Below are 15,181 nucleotides of genomic sequence, written 5' to 3' on the forward strand. Positions count from 1 at the left end.
CGCCATGGCGTGGTTCGAGGTCCGGCTGATCGCCGACGGACGCGTGCGCAGCGTGGAGGTCGAGGCCGCCAGCGCGCCGGCCGCCCGCGATTCCCTGAGTGGCCGGGGCCGCATCCTGGCCGTGCGGCGGCGCCGGAGGATCGGCGGCTGGGGCCGCCCGCTCGACCGCAACGAGCGGCACATCCTGTTCATCCGGCTGGCGGCGATGCTGGATTCCCGCGTCGGGCTGGCGGAGGCGCTGCGCCGCATCGCCGCCGCCTTTCGCGGGCGCATCCGGCGCACGGCGGAGCGGATGGCCGACGCGGTCGAGCTGGGCGACGATCTGGCGGCCGCGATGCAGCGCCTGCCGCGCGACTTCCCGCCCAATCTGGTGGCGCTGGTCCGCGCCGGCGGTTTCGGCGAGGGCACCTCGGCGGCGTTGCGCAGCGCCGCCAATTTCGAACGCCAGATCGCCGGCGCCCGGCAGGAGTTCCGGTCCGGCCTGATGCTCGCCGTGCTCTACGCGGTGATGGCGGGGGCGGTGATGGTCGGAACCTCGGTCTTCCTGACGCCGCTGCTGCTCGACACCGACGTGTTCAAGCGGGCGGGGCAGGAGGTCGACGTCGGCTGGGTCTATCTGCTGTCCGACCTGACGACCGGGCTGGTCGCGGTGCTGCTGGCCGTCGTGGCGCTTCTGGCCGGGCTCGCCACCGCCGGCCGGCGGCTGGCGCCGCGACGGATCGACCGGCTGATCCTGGGCGTGCCGTTCTACCGCGATCTGGCGCTGGGCGTGCAGAACCACGTCACCTTCCGCGAGTTGGCCCTGCTGGTCGGCGGCGGCGTGCCGATCGACCGCGCGCTGCGGCTGACCGCCGAGGGTGCTCCGCCGGGCGCGCTGCGCGCCGACCTCGACGCGGCGACGCGGGCGATCACCCTGGGCCAGCCCTGGACCGACGCGATGCGCGGCGTGCACGGCACCGACCGCGCCGCGCTGGCCGCCGCCGAGAACCGGGTCGAGCTGGCGCAGAGCCTCGCGGCGTTGGCCGAGCAGCACCGCGACCTCTACCTCCACGCGGTGGCGGTGACGGAGCCGGTCCTGCGCGGGCTGTCGGTGCTGGTGGTGAGCGTCGCCGGCATCGTGCTGTTCGGCCTGACCATCATCCCGATCCTCCAGCTTTCCGAACAAATCGCACGACAGCCCTTCTAGAGCCTGCCATTTTGTCCGCCATGTTCGAACCCGGCACACTCCGCGTCACCTGCATCGCCCTGCTGGTCCTGGGCGCGCTCTTCGGCGGCGCCGGGGTGGCCCTGCATGTCCGCGGCCTGTTGTTGGCCGATGCGGTCGCCGAGGGCGGCGGGCAGGCGGAGGCGGCCTGTTTCGCCGCCGCCCGCCGGATCGGCGGCGCGGTGGCGCCGACCGCCGAGGGGCTGATCCTCGCGGTGCCGGACACGGCCGACCAGCGCACCGCGCTGACCGACGCCTCGGGCCTGCTGGCCTTCTGTCCGGGGATGGAGATGGCCTATTTCTGCATGGGCAAGGGCTGCGGCGCCGACGGCAAGGTCGCCATGCGGATGGAACTGCGGCGCGCGGGCTCCTGACTTTGGGGCGCCCGCGTCACGGCTGGATGGACAGGGCCTTGGCCGCCTCGACGATGCGCCGCAGATACTTCGCGTGAAGCTCCGGCGTGCGGCTGTGGTAGTTGCCGACCGCCGTCCAGAAACGGTCCCAACCCACGGCGTCGATCTCCCGCCGCAGTATCCAGGCGGTCACCCGGATGTTGTAGCAGGCGTCGTTGGTCAGCGCCTGCCGGATCGACGCGGGCGGCACGCGGCCGGCGGCGATGACGGAGAACCAGATGGTGTTGATCTGGCCCGGCCCGCAATCCTCGGTTCCGTTGGTGTTGGCCGAGCAGGCGCCGGGGGTTCCCTGTTCCACCGCCAGGATCAGCCGCAGCGCGTCGGCCGGAACGCCCCATTCCTCGGCCGCGTAATCCAGGCAGAGCGGCGGAACCGCGTCGATGCCCTTGGGAGAGCGGCCGGCGAGCGCCGGCAGGGCGGTTCCGGCCGTCGCCAGGGCCAGCAGCAGCGCGCCGGCCTTCAGCGCCCCGCGCCGCAGCCCGGACCGTGTCGGTCCCCCCCGTCCGGCGTCGATCGCCCGCACCCTTCCACTCCAACCCGTTTGCGTCGCAGGAGATACGATCCCGCCTAACATTGTCTTAATGCGCGCACCGCGCCGGGCCGGCCATCGGGGGGCGTCGGGCTCATGAGATGGCGGCGGTCGATGTCGGCGGCTCGGGCCACGCCGCAGAGCGCCATGGACACGTCGAGTTCCCGGCCGAGGATGCGGATCGCCCGCGCGACTCCCGCCTGTCCGGCCGCCGCAAGCCCGTAGACGAAGGCGCGGCCGACCATGCAGGCCCGCGCGCCCGCCGCCAGCCCGCGCAGGACGTCCTGGCCGGAGCGGATCCCGCCGTCGACGATCAGTTCCGCAGTGTCGCCGACCCGGTCGCGGATGGGCGGCAGGGCGGCGATGGTCGAGCAGGTGCCGTCCAATTGCCGACCGCCGTGGTTGGAGACGACGATGGCGGACGCCCCGGCCTGCGCCGCCAGCGCCGCGTCGTCCGGGTTGAGGATGCCCTTGACGATCAGTTTGCCCGGCCAGACGCCGCGAATCCAGTCGAGATCCGCCCAGCTCAGGCCGGGATCGAACTGGCCGTTGCTCCAGCGCGTCAACCCGTTCACGCCGTCGGCGTCGGGGACATGGCCGGCGAGGTTGCCGAAGGTGCGGCGCTTGCCGCGCAGGACGCCCAGCGCCCAGCGCGGGCGCAGCGCGATCTCCAGCGCGTTGCGCAGGGTGACGCGCGGCGGCACGGTCAGGCCGTTGCGGATGTCGGCGTGGCGCTGGGCGAGCGCCTGGAGATCGACGGTGACCACCAGCGCGCTGCATTTCGCGGCGATGGCGCGCTCGATCAACGAGCGGGTGACGCCACGGTCGCGCCACATGTAGAGCTGGAACCAGAAGGGCTTCTCCACCGCCGCCGCCACGTCCTCGATCGAGGCGATGGACAGGGTGCTGAGCGTGAAGGGGATCCCCGCCGCCTGCGCCGCCCGGCAGGCGTGGATCTCGCCGTCGCCGTGGAGCAGGCCGCAGAGGCCGACCGGGGCCAGCGCCATCGGCAGCGCCACCGGCTCGCCCAGCAGCGTGGTGCCGAGGCTGCGTTTCGACACGTCCACCAGCACCCTCTGGCGCAGCAGCAGCCGGTCGAGATCCCGCCGGTTGGCCTGGAGGGTCTGCTCGGCGTAGGAGCCGCGGTCGACGTAGTCGAACAGCGCGCGCGGGATTTGGCGGCGGGCTTCGGCCCGCAGATCCTCGATGCTGGCGGCGGTCCTCAGCGCCGCCGGCGTCCGCTTCTTCATGACGGCGCCCTCATGACAGGGACCGCTGGGCGGTCCGGTACTCGTCCTTGAGGCGGCCGATCAGTTCGGCGGCGCCGACGACCCCCTCGACCAGCCCGACCCCCTGGCCGCAGGCCCAGATGTCGCGCCAGACCTTCACGGTGCCGCTGCTGCTGGAGCGGAAGCTGACTCCGCCGGTCCGCAGATGCTCCAGATTGTCGGGATCCAGCCCGGAGTTGACGATCGAGGCGCGGATGTAGTTGCCGTTCACGCCGCTGAAGGCGTCGGTGTAGACGATGTCGCCGGCCGTGGTGGCGACCACCGCCTGCTTGTAGCTGTCCTCCACCGCCGCCTCGCGCGTCGCGATGAAGGGCGAGCCGATGTAGACGAGATCGGCGCCCAGCACCTGCGCCGCCAGGATCGAGCGGCCGTTGGCGATGGCGCCCGACAGCACCAGCGGCCCCCGCCACCACGCCCGGATCTCCTGCATCAGGGCGAACGGGTTGATGCGGCCGGCGTGGCCGCCGGCCCCGGCCGCCACCGCGATCAGCCCGTCGGCGCCGCGCTCCACCGCCTTGTGGGCGTGCTCGATGGTGGTGACGTCGTGCAGGACCGTGCCGCCATAGCCGTGGACCGCCGTGTTGACGTCGGGCCGGGCGCCGAGCGAGGTGATGATCAGCGGCACCGCGTGGCGGACGCAGAGCGCCAGATCCTCCTCCAGCCGTGCGTTCGACTTGTGGACGACCAGGTTGACCGCGAAGGGAGCGGCCGGGTTGTCGGGATGCGCCGCGTCGTGGGTGGCCAGCTCCTCCTTGATGCGGGCCAGCCACTCGTCGAGCACGCCTTCGGGGCGGGCGTTGGCGGCGGGGAAGGAGCCGATGATTCCGGCCTTGCACTGCGCGACCACCAGCTCGGGGTAGGAGACGCGGAACATCGGCGCGGCGATGACCGGCAGGGACAGGGGACGCGACAGGGGGGGGCGCTGGAACACCGGAGGACGTGTCATCCGAGACCCTTTCACAGGTGGGCGTTCGGTTCGGAGAGAGTCCGAACCGTTGCGGTTGTTCGATGTCGTGGAAGCGTTGGGTGTCGCGCCGGCCGGCGCCCGATCAGGGCGCGGCGAGAACCTTGCCGGGATTCATCAGCCCCGCCGGGTCGAGCGCCCGCTTGAGCGTGGTCATCAGGGCGATCTCGACCGGCGGGCGGTAGCGGACCAGTTCGTCCATCTTGAGGCGGCCGATGCCGTGCTCGGCGCTGAAGCTGCCGCCGAGATCGACGGCGGCGCCGTAGACGAGATCCTGCACCAAGCCGCGCAGGGCGAGGAACGCCCTCTTGTCCATGCCCTTGGGCTGGCTGACGCAGACGTGGATGTTGCCGTCGCCGATGTGCCCGAAGGAGGCGATGCGGGCGCCCGGCACGGCGCGGCCCACCTCACGCTCGACGCGCTCGATGAAGTCGGGCACGCGGGCCAGCGGGACCGAGGGATCGTGCAGCAGCAACCCGCCCTCCTTCCAGTAGAGCGTCGCGCCCTCGTCGCGCAGCCGCCAGAAGGCCGCCGTCTGCGCCGTGTTCTGGGCCAGCGTCGCGTCGGTCACCAGCCCGTCCTCCAGCGCCTCGGCCAGCGCCTCGGTGAGCAGCGCGTTCAGGTCGCCGCCGGCCCGGCTGGAGGACAGTTCGACCAGCACCGTCCAGGCCGCCGGTTCGGACAGTGGGTGCACGGCCCCCGGCAGATGGCGGACGGCGACCTCCAGCGCGTAGGCGTTCATGAGCTCGAAGGAGGAGATGGCGTCCCCCGTCCGGCGGCGCAGCCGGTCGAGCAGCTTCAGCGCCGCCAGCGGATCGGCCACCGCCGCGAAGGCGCAGGCGGTGTCGGCGACGCTGGGCTGGAGCTTCAGCAGCGCCGCCGTGATGATTCCGAGCGTGCCCTCCGACCCGAGGAACAGCTGTTTCAGGTCGCCGCCGGTGTTGTCCTTGCGCAGGGAGCGCAGCCCGTTCCAGATCCGCCCGTCCGGCAGCACCACCTCCAGCCCCAGCACGAGGTCACGGGCCGAGCCGTAGCGCAGCACCGACTTGCCCCCGGCGTTGGTCGCGAGGTTGCCGCCGATCTGGCAGGACCCCTCGGCCCCCAGGCTGAGCGGGAACAGCAGGTCGGCGTCCGCCGCCGCCGCCTGGGCGTGGGCCAGGATGACGCCGGCCTCGGCGGTCATCGTGTAGGACAGCGGGTCGACGGCGCGGATGCGGTTCATCCGCCCGAGGTTGAGCAGGATGGCGCGCGGGTCGGTCGGGATGGCGCCGTCGCACAGGCCGGTGTTGCCGCCCTGCGGGACGACCGGGCAGCCATGCTCCGCCGCCAGCGCGACCACCGCCGCCGTCTCCTCCACCGTCGCGGGGCGGGCGACGAGGCCGCAGGCGCCGGTGAAGCGGCGCGGCCCGGTGACGTAGGGCGTCAGGTCGGCCGGGTCGCTCAGCACGCCGGACGGACCCAGCCGCTCGATTAGTCTGTCTCGCACTGTGAGCATGATGGATTCCGGGGGTCAGTCCTGGCGCAGGTCGCGGACGGTCAGCAGATCGTCCACGGTCATCGCGAAGGTGTAGCGGTAGCCGTGGCCGACCCGCAGCGGGGCGAGGTCGCCGATCTCGCTCCACGGCGAGCGGCCGAACTCCAGCGTCGCCGGCCCGCGCCAGACCGGCGACATGGCGGTGTCGCGCACGCGCTGGCGCACCAGCTCGTGCACCGCCGGCCGGTTCTGCCGCCCCTGGGTCAGCGTCGGGAAGTAGCGCATGTTGATCATGCGCTGGAGCATGCGGTTGGGCAGCTCGGCGGTCTCCTCCTCCAGCCGGATCGTCGCCTCGATCAGGCGGCGGTCGCGGTGGGTGAGGGTGCCGGCGAACAGGCCGCCCTGCCCGGCGGTGGGCGCCGCCTTGCTGGGGATGGCGAAGCTGCGGGTCATGCGGATGGTGCCGATCTGCTTGGGCATGCCCTGGATCTGGCCGCGCATCATCGAGTTGTCGTTGTCGACGAAGATGTAGGGGCAGGCGCCGGCCGGCTTGCCCTCCCACGTCGCGCTGACGGCGATGAAGGCTTCCATGTATTGGCCGACCGCCGGGTCGGCGAGTTCCAGGCCGCCGTCGCTGGCGTACTGGTTGTCGGAGAAGAACACGGCGCATTTGCCGGGGTCCTCGCCCGGCTCCAGCCCCGGCGGCAGGACGGCGCGCACCGCCTCGGGGTCGGCCCAGTATTCGACGACGAGGAAGTTGCCGACGAAATGCCAGGGCGGCGTCGGGGCGAGGCTGCTGCCGCCGGTCGGCGAAAGCGGGACGCTGAATCCTGTGAGCATGGCGGTCTCCTGGGCGCGCGGCTCGAAGCCGGGGCGCCGTGATCGATGGAGGTCGGTCGGGGGGGAAAGCCCCTCTCCCCTTGCGGGAGAGGGGTTGGGGTGAGGGGTGCGCAAATCTCCTCTTCGCCTGCGGCGATACCCCTCATCCCAACCCTTCTCCCGCAAGGGGAGAAGGGCTTAAGCGTCTCCTCCCAGCGGGCCGGTCTCGGGCTTGACGCCGTCGCGGATCGCCTCGACGTGGTGGCAGGCGACTTGCTGGCCGCTTCCGACGACGCGCAGGCGCGGAATTTCGGCGCGGCAGCGCTCGTCGGCGTAGACGCAGCGGGTGCGGAAGGTGCAGCCGCTGGGCGGCTTCAAGGGGCTGGGCAGGTCGCCGGTGATGCGGTGGTCGCCGAGCCGCGTGGCGCCGGACGCGACCGCGACCAGCCGGCGGCTGTAGGGGTGCAGCGGCTGGCGCAGCACGTCCGACGCGGCGCCGATCTCGACCATGCGGCCGAAATACATGACCCCGACCATGCTGCTGAGGTAGCGGACGATGGCGAGGTCGTGGCCGATGAAGACGTAGGTCAGCCCCAGCCTTTCCTGCATCGAGCGCAGCAGCGCCAGGATCTGGGCGCGCACCGACACGTCCAGCGCCGAGACCGGCTCGTCCAGCACCAGCATCTTCGGGTTGGTGGAAAGCGCGCGGGCGATGGCGATGCGCTGGCGCTGGCCGCCGCTGAACTCGTGCGGGTAGCGGTGGCGGACCTCGCGGCCCAGCCCGACCTGATCGAACAGCTCGGCGACGCGGGCGTCGATGGCGGCGTGCTCGACGCCCTGGGCCTCCAGCGGCTCGCCGACGATGCGGTCGGCCCGCAGGCGCGGGCTGAGCGCGCTGTAGGGGTCCTGGAACACCGCCTGGACGGTCCGGCGGAACGTCCTCGCCTGTTCCGGCGTCTGGGAACCGAGGACGTCGTGGCCGTTCAGCGTCAGGGAGCCCGAGGTGGGCGTCTCCAGCTTCAGCAGCATGCGGGCGACGGTGGTCTTGCCGCTGCCGGACTCGCCGACCAGCCCCAGCGTGGTGCCGGGGGCGACGGTGAAGGACACGTCGTCCACCGCCACCACGCGCGGCGGCTTGCGGAACAGCGAGCGCTGGCTGAGGGTGAACTCCTTGCGCAAGCCCGTCGCCGTGATGGTGGCGCCTTCAGTCATGGTCTGGACGCTCATTGCACGCCTCCTTCCAGCCGGCAGAGGATGCGGTGGTCCGGGCCGAGGTCCCGGAACTCCGGCTTGAACTGGCGGCAGGGATCGACGACGTGCGGGCAGCGGTCGGCGAAGGCGCAGCCGGGGCCGAGGGTCCGCAGATCCGGCACCTGACCGGGAATGGGGGTGAGGACGACCTCGGTCCCCTCGATGCGCGGGGTCGAGGCCAGAAGCGCCCGCGTGTAGGGATGCTGCGGGGCGGCGAAGACGGTGGAGACCGGACCCTGCTCGACGATGCGGCCGGCGTACATCACCAGCACGCGGTCGCAGACCCGGCGGATCACCTCCAGCTCGTGGGTGACGATCAGCACGGCGGCGTTGGTGCGGTCGCGCAGTTCGCGGAACAGCAGCAGGATCTCGTCCTGGATGGTGGCGTCGAGCGCGCTGGTCGGCTCGTCGGCGACCAGCAGACGGGGCGAGGCGCTGGTCGCCATGGCGATCAGCACGCGCTGGCGCATGCCGCCGCTGAGCTGATGCGGGAACTGGCCGACGCGCATCTCGGGCGCGGTGATGTGGACCCGCTTCAGCGCGGCGATGGCCTGCTCGCGGACTTGGGCTCCCGGCACGCCGCGCCGCTTCAGCACCTCGCGGACCTGGTTGCCGATGGTGAACAGCGGGTCGAGCGAGGTCATCGGGTTCTGCAGCACCATGGCGATGTCGCGGCCGTGCATCGCCGCCACCTCGCGCATCGGCAGGTCGTAGAGCGAGCGGCCGTCGAAGCACACCCGCCCGCTGACCCTGGCGGTCGGGGCCAGCGCCCGGATCAGCCCGGTGCAGAGCGTCGACTTGCCGCTGCCCGATTCCCCGGCGATGCCGATGATCTCGCCCGGCCGGACGGTCAGGTTCACCCCGCGGACGGCGTGGAGCGGGCGGTCCTTCAGGCCGAAGGCGACCCCGAAATCCTGGACTTCGACGATGGGAACTTCGACGATGGGGTTCATGATCAGAGATTCCCGCGCGGGTCGAACCAGACGCGCAGCTTTTCGCCGACGGCGTTGAAGCTGAGCACGGTGGCGACGATGGCGATGCCGGGCAGCACGGTCAGCCACCAGGCGATGGAGATGTAGGCCCGCCCGTCGGCCAGCATCAGGCCCCAGGACACGTCGGGCGGCTGGATGCCGAGGCCGAGGAAGGACAGCGAGGATTCCAGGATGACCGCGCGGCCGACGTCCAGCACCGCCAGCACCAGGATCGAGTTGGCGGCGTTGGGCAGGATGTGGCGCAGGATGATCCTGGTCCGCGAGACGCCGGCCATCTGCGCCAGCACCACGAAGTCGCGCCGCTTGATCGACACCACCTCGCTGCGCACCAGCCGGGCGTAGGGCGCCCAGTTGGTCATGATCAGCACCAGCAGGATGTTGCCGACCCCGGTGCCGAGCGCCGAGATGAAGGCCAGCGCCATCAGGATGAAGGGCAGGGCCAGGAAGGCGTCGACGATGCGCGAGATCACCGCGTCGGCCCAGCCGCCGAGATAGCCGGCGATCAGCCCCAGCGTGACGCCGATCACCCCGGCGACGACCGACGTGGCGATGGCGACGATCATGGCGATCTGCGTGCCGACGATCAGGCGGCTCAATACGTCGCGGCCGAGCTGGTCGGTGCCCAGCGGATGCTCCCACAGCCCGTCGGTCAGCCAAGCCGGCGGCAGCATGATCGCCGCGAAGTCGGACTCGTTGGCGTCGAAGGGGGCCAGCGCCGGGCCGGCGACGGCGGCCAGGATCATGACGGCGCAGAACAGCAGGGCGAGGGAGCCGCCGAAGCCGGGCCGGAAGCCCTGCGGCCAGGGGAAGCGGACGCGCCGGGACATCCGATGCCAGCGTTCGCGGCCGGAGAGGGTGAGGTTGCTCATGCGTCGCGCATCCTCGGATCGAGCGCCATGACGATCAGGTCGACGGCGAGGTTGACGGTCAGGAACAGGATGGCGGTGGTCAGGATGGCGGCCTGCGCCACCGGGTAGTCGCGGTAGAGGATCGCGTCGACGATGGTCTGGCCGATGCCGGGCCACGCGAAGACCCGCTCCGTCACCACCGCCCCGCCCAGCAGCAACCCGAATTGCAGGCCGAGATAGGTGACGATGGGCAGCGAGGCGTTGCGCAGCGCGTGCTTCAGCACGATCGACCAGCCCGACAGCCCCAGCACCCGCTCCATGTAGACGAAGTCGCTTTTCAGCGTCTCCACCATGTTGGCGCGGGTCAGCCGGGCGATGGAGGAGGAGGCGTAGAAGCCCAGCGTCAGCGTCGGCAGCGCGTAATGGGCGAGCGTGCCGTAGCCCGAGGAGGGGAAGATGGGAAAGTCGATGGCCAGCAGGACGATCAGCATCAGCCCGACCCAGAAGGTCGGCGTCGCCTGACCCAGACTGGCGAAGAGGCTGGTAAACTGGTCGAGCCGCCCGCCGCGCCGCACCGCCGCCGCGCAGCCCAGCGGCACGCCGATCAGGATCGCCAGCAGCATGGCGCTGCCGGCCAGCGACAGCGTCGGCCCCACCGCTTCGCGGACGATGTCGAAGGCCGGCGTCCGGAAGCGGAAGGAGACCCCGAAATCGCCGTGCGCGGCGTTGTTGAGGAAGATGACGTACTGGGCCGCCAGATTCCGGTCCAGGCCGTATTGCTCCCGGAAGAACTGGCGGTCCTCGTCGGTCGCCTCCGACGGCATGACCAGCGGCGTCGGATCGCCGGTCATCCGGGCGAGCGTGAAGATGATGAAGGTCAGAACCAGCAGCGTGAGCAGGGTCTGGCCCAGGCGTTTCAACATGAACAGCAGCATTTCTTGGGCCTCCTCCGCACTATCTCTGCCCCTCTCCCCTTGCGGGAGAGGGGTTGGGGTGAGGGGAGCCGGCCTCAGCCGGCCGCAAATCCTTTTTCTTTCCGCCCTTCAGGCGGAATACCCCTCATCCCAACCCTTCTCCCGCAAGGGGAGAAGGGCCAAACCGGTCAGACCGTCTTCTTCACGTTCCACAGGAGCGGCCAGGACACGTTGTGCGACGGTTCCCAGTCGATCTTCTTGGACATGCCGTAGATGGTGGTGGTGGACCACAGGATGATCTGCGGCGCCTGGGTGTGGAGGTCGGTCCACAGCCCGTTCAGGAAGGCGCGGCGCTCGTCGACCGACACGAAGTTGTTGATGCGGTCCAGCTTCTCGTCGATCGCCGGGTCGTTGAACCAGGAGAAGACCCCGCCGGTGCGGAACAGCCGGGTGATGCGGCCCGAAGGGTCGGGGTTGTAGTCGGTCAGCGTCGAGAAGAAGAGATCGACGTTGGGATCCTTGACCTTGGCGCCGTACATGGCGAGCCACGCGCCGTAATCGAGCACCGACATCTCGCTCTTGATGCCGACCTTGGACAGCATGCCGGCGACGGCCTCGCCGATCTCCTTGCTCTGCGGCGCCCGGCCGGGCGCCAGCGCCACGTAGCGCAGCGGCTTGGAGAAGTCGAAGTTCGCGGCCTTCAGCATCTCCCGCGCCTTCTTGGGATCGTAGGCGTAGGGGCCGGGGACGTTGCCCTTGGTGCAGCCCTCGACGCCCTGGGCGCAGGGGGGACCGGACAGGGTGGCGTAGCCCAGCATCACCGTCTTCAGCAGCGCCTCGCGGTCGACCGCGAGGTTGAGTGCCTGACGGACCTCCGGCTTCTTCAGATCCGGGTTGGAGGAATAGGCGGCGTTGATGCCGATCGCGATGTTCTCGAAGGTCGGGACCGAGGCGATCTTGACCGAGGCGAGGCGTTTGAGCGTCGGCGCGATCACCGGGGTGATGCCGGCGGCGATGTCCACCTCGCCGGTCTGGAGCTGGGCGAGGCGGGTCTGCTCCTCCGGCACGATCTTCATCGTGACCTCGGAGACCGCCGGGACGCGGCCCCAATGCTGCTCGAAGCCTTCGAGCTTGAGATGCGAGCGGACCTTGAACTCGACGAACTTGAACGGCCCGGTGCCGACCGGCTTGCGCGCGAACTCCTCGTCGCCGACCTGGGCGATGTAGGTCTTCGGCACGATGTACCAATACTGGTCGGAGTTGTCGAGGAAGGAGGCGTCGGGCTTCTTCAACTTGATCTTGACGTGCAGCGGGTCGACGATCTCGACGTCGGTGATGTTGTTCAGGATGACGTTGGCGCGCGGGTTGCGGATCTTGGGATCGACGCCGCGCTCCCAGCTGAAGCGGATGTCCTCGGCCGTCACCGGGTCGCCGTTGTGGAACTTGGCGTTGGCGCGCAGCGTCACGTCGTAGGTGAGGCCGTCGGCGCTGACCGTCGCCTTTTCCGCCAGACCGGGAACCAGCTTGCCGTCGATGTCGTGGCTGTAGATGCCTTCGAAGACGTTGCCGAAGAACATGTAGTCGGCCCCGCCGGAGACGCGCCCGGCGTCCAGCGTCAGCGGCTCGATGCCGATGGCCATGGTCAGCGGCGGCTTCCTGCCCTGCGCCAGCGCGAGGTTCGGCAGCACCGACAGCGCGCAGGACGCGGCGACCATCAGGCCGAGCGTGCGGCGGCGGAATGGGCGGCGGAATGGGCGGCGGAACGGTTTCGGGGTGTGGGGTTCGGTCATTGTTGTTTCCTCCCTCGTTTCGTTCAGTTCTTGCCCCCTCCCCATCCCTCCCCCGCTGCGCGGGAGAGGGGGTAGGACGCTTGTCGAAGGGTGGCGGAGTTCCCTCTCCCGCGCAGCGGGGGAGGGTTAGGGAGGGGGCGCCGGCGCGACGCTCGCCAGCGCATCCAGCACCACCACCCCTTGCCCTTCCGCCCGCACCAGCACCGGGTTGAGGTCCAGCTCGGCCAGCGCCGGGCAGGCGGCGGCCAGCCGCGACACCGTCGCCACCGCCTCGGCCAGCGCCCGCACGTCCAGCGGCGGCCGGCCGCGCGCGCCCTTCAGGATGGGCAGCGCCTTGAGTTGGCCGATCATCGCTTCGGCCTCCGCGACCGACACCGGGGCCGGGCGCAGGACGACATCCTTGAGGATCTCCACGAAGATGCCGCCCAGCCCGACCGCGACGAACGGCCCCAGCACCGGGTCGCGCTTGACGCCGATGAAGGCCTCGGTCCCGCCCTGCACCATCTCCGCCAGGATCACCCCGTCGATCCGGGCCTCCGGCTTCAAGGCCCTAACGGCGTCCAGCATGGCGACGGTGGCGGCCTCGGCGTCGCCGGCCGAGCGGATGTCGAGACGGACGCCGCCGACCTCGCTCTTGTGGGCGATGTCGGGGGAGTCGATCTTGAGGACGACCGCCGCGCAGCCCATCGCGGCGAAGGCCGCCGCCGCGTCGGCCGGGCCGGCGGCGCGGCGCATCGCCGGAACCGGAAGCCCGATCTCGGCCAGCGCCGCGAGCATCGTCGCTTCGCCGATTTCGCCATGGTTTTCCGCCAGCGCCCGGACCAGGGTCGGCCCCGGCCGCAACGCCTCGCCGTCCGTCACGGACACGGGCGCCCCGGACAGCGCCGCGAAGTCGGCGAGACGCCGCGCCGCCCGCAAGGCCCGCGCCGGGTCGCTGAAGGTGCCGACGCCGGCCTCCTGCATCCGCTGCGCCGCCTTGGCGTCGGACGAGATCCAGGACACCAGCAGCGGCTTGTCGGTTTGGCCGGCGATGCGGATCAGATGCTCGGCCAGCGGCTCGGCGTTGAGGAACTGGAGGCCGAAGGTGACCGAGACGATGTCGACCGCCGGGTCGGCGCAGATGTGCTCGATGTGCGCGGCCACCGCGTCGACGTCGGTGTAGGCCTGGGTGCTGATGTCCACCGGGTTGCCGGCGGCGCCGAAATCCAGCAGCCGGGCCGAGATGCGCGCCACCGTTTCGTCGCTGAAACTTGCCATCGTCAGGTTCTGGCGGAACACCTCGTCGGCGCTGAAGACGCCGAGCCCGCCCGAATTGGTCAGCACGCCGACGCCGGACCCGCGCGGCCGATGGCGGACCGTGGCGAAGACCATGGTGAGGTCGATCAACTCCTCCAGGCTTTCGACGACGACGACGCCCATCGCCGCGAAGGCGGCGTCGTACAGCTCGGCGGCTCCGGCCAGCGACCCGGTGTGCGAGGCGGCGGCGCGCGCGGCGTCCGGGCTGCGGCCGACCTTCAGCAGGATGACCGGCTTGCCGTTGCGCCGCGCCTCCTCCACCGACAGCCGGAAGGCCGCCATGTCGCGGACCTGCTCGACGTAGCCGGCGACGACGCGGATGCGGGGGTCGCGGGCCATGTGGCCGATGGCGTCGGACAGCGTCATCCCGGCCTCGTTGCCGGTGCTGCTGAGATAGCCGATGCCGAGGCCCCGGTTGAGGCATTCGGTGACGATCAGCCCGCCGACCAGCCCGCTCTGGGTGACGAGGCCGATGCTGCCGGCGGGCACGCGCTCGCCCATCAGGGCGCTGGTGAAGTTCAGGACCAGACCGTTGTGGAAATTGGCGGTGCCCTGGCAGTTCGGGCCGCAAAGGATCATCCCGGTCTCATGGCCGATCCGTCGCAGCTCCTCCTCCACCGCGCGGCCGGCCTCGCCCATCTCGCCGAAGCCGCTGGTGTAGATGACCGCCGCCGCCACGCCGCGCGCCGCGCAGTCGGCGACCGCGGCCGGCACGTCGCGGGCCGGGACGCAGAAGACCACCACGTCTGGCACCTCGGGCAGCGACGCCAGATCCGGGTAGCAGCGCAGGCCCGCGATGTCGTCGCGCTTGGCGTTGATCGGGTAGACCCGGCCGGCGAAGCCGTATTTGTTCAGCAGCGCGATCGGGCGGGAGCCGACCTTGGACCGGTTGTCCGACGCGCCCAGCACGGCGACCGAGGACGCCTCGTAGAGGCGGACGAGGTTGGCGGCGCGTGTCTCCGCGACGCCGGGGGAGGGCGCCTGCGTCATGCGGCGCCCCCGAGGCGGAAGGTGCCGACCAGCACGCTGTCGCCGTTCGCCTTCGCGATGGTGAAGGACCCCGACGCCTCCGCCGCGTCCGACCGCTCGATCTCGACGGTGATGCGCCCGGCCTCGCCGGGGCGGGTGTAGGCGATGATCTTGGTCTCGATACGACCGTTGGCCAGCCAGCGCTCAGGCCCGAAGATGCGGCTCATCACCTCGTGGATCGGGGCCAGCACCAGCATGCCCTGGACGATCACGCCCTTCAGCGGGGTGTTCCTGGCGAACTCCGGGTCGGTGTGGATCTTCCCGTGGGTGCCGAGCAGGGCGCCGAACCGGTTGATCTGGTCCTGGGAAATCGGCGGGATGTCCGCCACCAGCACGGTGGGGGCGGGGAGGGCGGTCGTCGTCATGGCT

At 70.9% G+C, this 15,181-nt stretch carries 14 protein-coding genes; 2 read left to right on the forward strand and 12 right to left on the reverse strand.

Annotation, left to right across the window (positions count from 1 at the left end; all coding sequences use genetic code 11):
• Window positions 1-4 precede the first annotated feature (4 nt).
• Window positions 5-1,186 carry a type II secretion system F family protein gene (locus EJ913_RS11530; RefSeq protein WP_126997882.1) on the forward strand — a complete coding sequence of 394 codons (1,182 nt, stop codon included), beginning with the start codon at window positions 5-7 and terminating at the stop codon, window positions 1,184-1,186.
• A gap of 20 nt (window positions 1,187-1,206) precedes the next feature.
• The gene (locus EJ913_RS11535; RefSeq protein WP_126997968.1) at window positions 1,207-1,578 is read left to right on the forward strand and encodes a hypothetical protein; all 372 of its coding nucleotides are present in this window, start codon (window positions 1,207-1,209) and stop codon (window positions 1,576-1,578) included.
• Between the two features lie 16 nt (window positions 1,579-1,594).
• Here EJ913_RS11535 and EJ913_RS11540 read toward each other — a convergent pair whose 3' ends face one another.
• From EJ913_RS11540 to EJ913_RS11595, 12 genes are all read right to left on the reverse strand, one after another.
• Window positions 1,595-2,140 carry a lytic transglycosylase domain-containing protein gene (locus EJ913_RS11540; protein WP_244939323.1) on the reverse strand — a complete coding sequence of 182 codons (546 nt, stop codon included), beginning with the start codon at window positions 2,138-2,140 and terminating at the stop codon, window positions 1,595-1,597.
• 44 nt (window positions 2,141-2,184) lie between these two features.
• Entirely contained in the window at window positions 2,185-3,396 is a 1,212-nt protein-coding gene (locus tag EJ913_RS11545) for an alpha-hydroxy acid oxidase (protein ID WP_126997884.1), read from the reverse strand.
• Window positions 3,397-3,406: 10 nt separating this feature from the next.
• On the reverse strand, window positions 3,407-4,381 hold the full coding sequence (locus tag EJ913_RS11550) for an NAD(P)H-dependent flavin oxidoreductase (protein ID WP_126997886.1): 975 nt from the start codon (window positions 4,379-4,381) through the stop codon (window positions 3,407-3,409).
• Between the two features lie 103 nt (window positions 4,382-4,484).
• The gene (locus EJ913_RS11555; RefSeq protein WP_126997888.1) at window positions 4,485-5,894 is read right to left on the reverse strand and encodes an FAD-binding oxidoreductase; all 1,410 of its coding nucleotides are present in this window, start codon (window positions 5,892-5,894) and stop codon (window positions 4,485-4,487) included.
• 15 nt (window positions 5,895-5,909) lie between these two features.
• The gene (locus EJ913_RS11560) at window positions 5,910-6,713 is read right to left on the reverse strand and encodes an acetoacetate decarboxylase family protein (RefSeq protein ID WP_126997890.1); all 804 of its coding nucleotides are present in this window, start codon (window positions 6,711-6,713) and stop codon (window positions 5,910-5,912) included.
• Between the two features lie 177 nt (window positions 6,714-6,890).
• The gene (locus EJ913_RS11565) at window positions 6,891-7,919 is read right to left on the reverse strand and encodes an ABC transporter ATP-binding protein (RefSeq protein ID WP_211098930.1); all 1,029 of its coding nucleotides are present in this window, start codon (window positions 7,917-7,919) and stop codon (window positions 6,891-6,893) included.
• Window positions 7,916-8,896 (reverse strand): ABC transporter ATP-binding protein, encoded by a 981-nt coding sequence (locus tag EJ913_RS11570; RefSeq protein WP_126997892.1) that lies wholly within the window; start codon window positions 8,894-8,896, stop codon window positions 7,916-7,918. Before EJ913_RS11570 ends, EJ913_RS11565 begins: the two co-directional genes overlap by 4 nt.
• Before the next feature lie 2 nt (window positions 8,897-8,898).
• Window positions 8,899-9,804 (reverse strand): ABC transporter permease, encoded by a 906-nt coding sequence (locus EJ913_RS11575; RefSeq protein ID WP_126997894.1) that lies wholly within the window; start codon window positions 9,802-9,804, stop codon window positions 8,899-8,901.
• The gene (locus tag EJ913_RS11580; RefSeq protein ID WP_126997896.1) at window positions 9,801-10,718 is read right to left on the reverse strand and encodes an ABC transporter permease; all 918 of its coding nucleotides are present in this window, start codon (window positions 10,716-10,718) and stop codon (window positions 9,801-9,803) included. Before EJ913_RS11580 ends, EJ913_RS11575 begins: the two co-directional genes overlap by 4 nt.
• A gap of 167 nt (window positions 10,719-10,885) precedes the next feature.
• The gene (locus EJ913_RS11585; RefSeq protein ID WP_185909755.1) at window positions 10,886-12,487 is read right to left on the reverse strand and encodes an ABC transporter substrate-binding protein; all 1,602 of its coding nucleotides are present in this window, start codon (window positions 12,485-12,487) and stop codon (window positions 10,886-10,888) included.
• A gap of 126 nt (window positions 12,488-12,613) precedes the next feature.
• On the reverse strand, window positions 12,614-14,773 hold the full coding sequence (locus EJ913_RS11590) for an acetate--CoA ligase family protein (RefSeq protein ID WP_126997900.1): 2,160 nt from the start codon (window positions 14,771-14,773) through the stop codon (window positions 12,614-12,616).
• Entirely contained in the window at window positions 14,770-15,177 is a 408-nt protein-coding gene (locus EJ913_RS11595) for a MaoC family dehydratase (RefSeq protein WP_185909756.1), read from the reverse strand. The genes EJ913_RS11590 and EJ913_RS11595 overlap by 4 nt, the downstream gene beginning before the upstream one ends.
• Between the last annotated feature and the right edge of the window lie 4 nt (window positions 15,178-15,181).

Origin of the sequence: Azospirillum doebereinerae (assembly GCF_003989665.1) — a bacterium.
Taxonomy (GTDB): domain Bacteria; phylum Pseudomonadota; class Alphaproteobacteria; order Azospirillales; family Azospirillaceae; genus Azospirillum; species Azospirillum doebereinerae.

Excerpts from the sequence above, each read along its gene's own strand:
- EJ913_RS11575 (WP_126997894.1), bottom strand. The coding sequence starts at position 9,804 with ATGAGCAACCTCACCCTCTCCGGCCGCGAACGCTGGCATCGGATGTCC.
- EJ913_RS11530 (WP_126997882.1), top strand. The coding sequence starts at position 5 with ATGGCGTGGTTCGAGGTCCGGCTGATCGCCGACGGACGCGTGCGCAGC.
- EJ913_RS11580 (WP_126997896.1), bottom strand. The coding sequence starts at position 10,718 with ATGCTGCTGTTCATGTTGAAACGCCTGGGCCAGACCCTGCTCACGCTG.
- EJ913_RS11545 (WP_126997884.1), bottom strand. The coding sequence starts at position 3,396 with ATGAAGAAGCGGACGCCGGCGGCGCTGAGGACCGCCGCCAGCATCGAG.
- EJ913_RS11565 (WP_211098930.1), bottom strand. The coding sequence starts at position 7,919 with ATGAGCGTCCAGACCATGACTGAAGGCGCCACCATCACGGCGACGGGC.
- EJ913_RS11585 (WP_185909755.1), bottom strand. The coding sequence starts at position 12,487 with ATGACCGAACCCCACACCCCGAAACCGTTCCGCCGCCCATTCCGCCGC.
- EJ913_RS11555 (WP_126997888.1), bottom strand. The coding sequence starts at position 5,894 with ATGCTCACAGTGCGAGACAGACTAATCGAGCGGCTGGGTCCGTCCGGC.
- EJ913_RS11595 (WP_185909756.1), bottom strand. The coding sequence starts at position 15,177 with ATGACGACGACCGCCCTCCCCGCCCCCACCGTGCTGGTGGCGGACATC.
- EJ913_RS11590 (WP_126997900.1), bottom strand. The coding sequence starts at position 14,773 with ATGACGCAGGCGCCCTCCCCCGGCGTCGCGGAGACACGCGCCGCCAAC.
- EJ913_RS11560 (WP_126997890.1), bottom strand. The coding sequence starts at position 6,713 with ATGCTCACAGGATTCAGCGTCCCGCTTTCGCCGACCGGCGGCAGCAGC.
- EJ913_RS11550 (WP_126997886.1), bottom strand. The coding sequence starts at position 4,381 with ATGACACGTCCTCCGGTGTTCCAGCGCCCCCCCCTGTCGCGTCCCCTG.
- EJ913_RS11535 (WP_126997968.1), top strand. The coding sequence starts at position 1,207 with ATGTTCGAACCCGGCACACTCCGCGTCACCTGCATCGCCCTGCTGGTC.
- EJ913_RS11570 (WP_126997892.1), bottom strand. The coding sequence starts at position 8,896 with ATGAACCCCATCGTCGAAGTTCCCATCGTCGAAGTCCAGGATTTCGGG.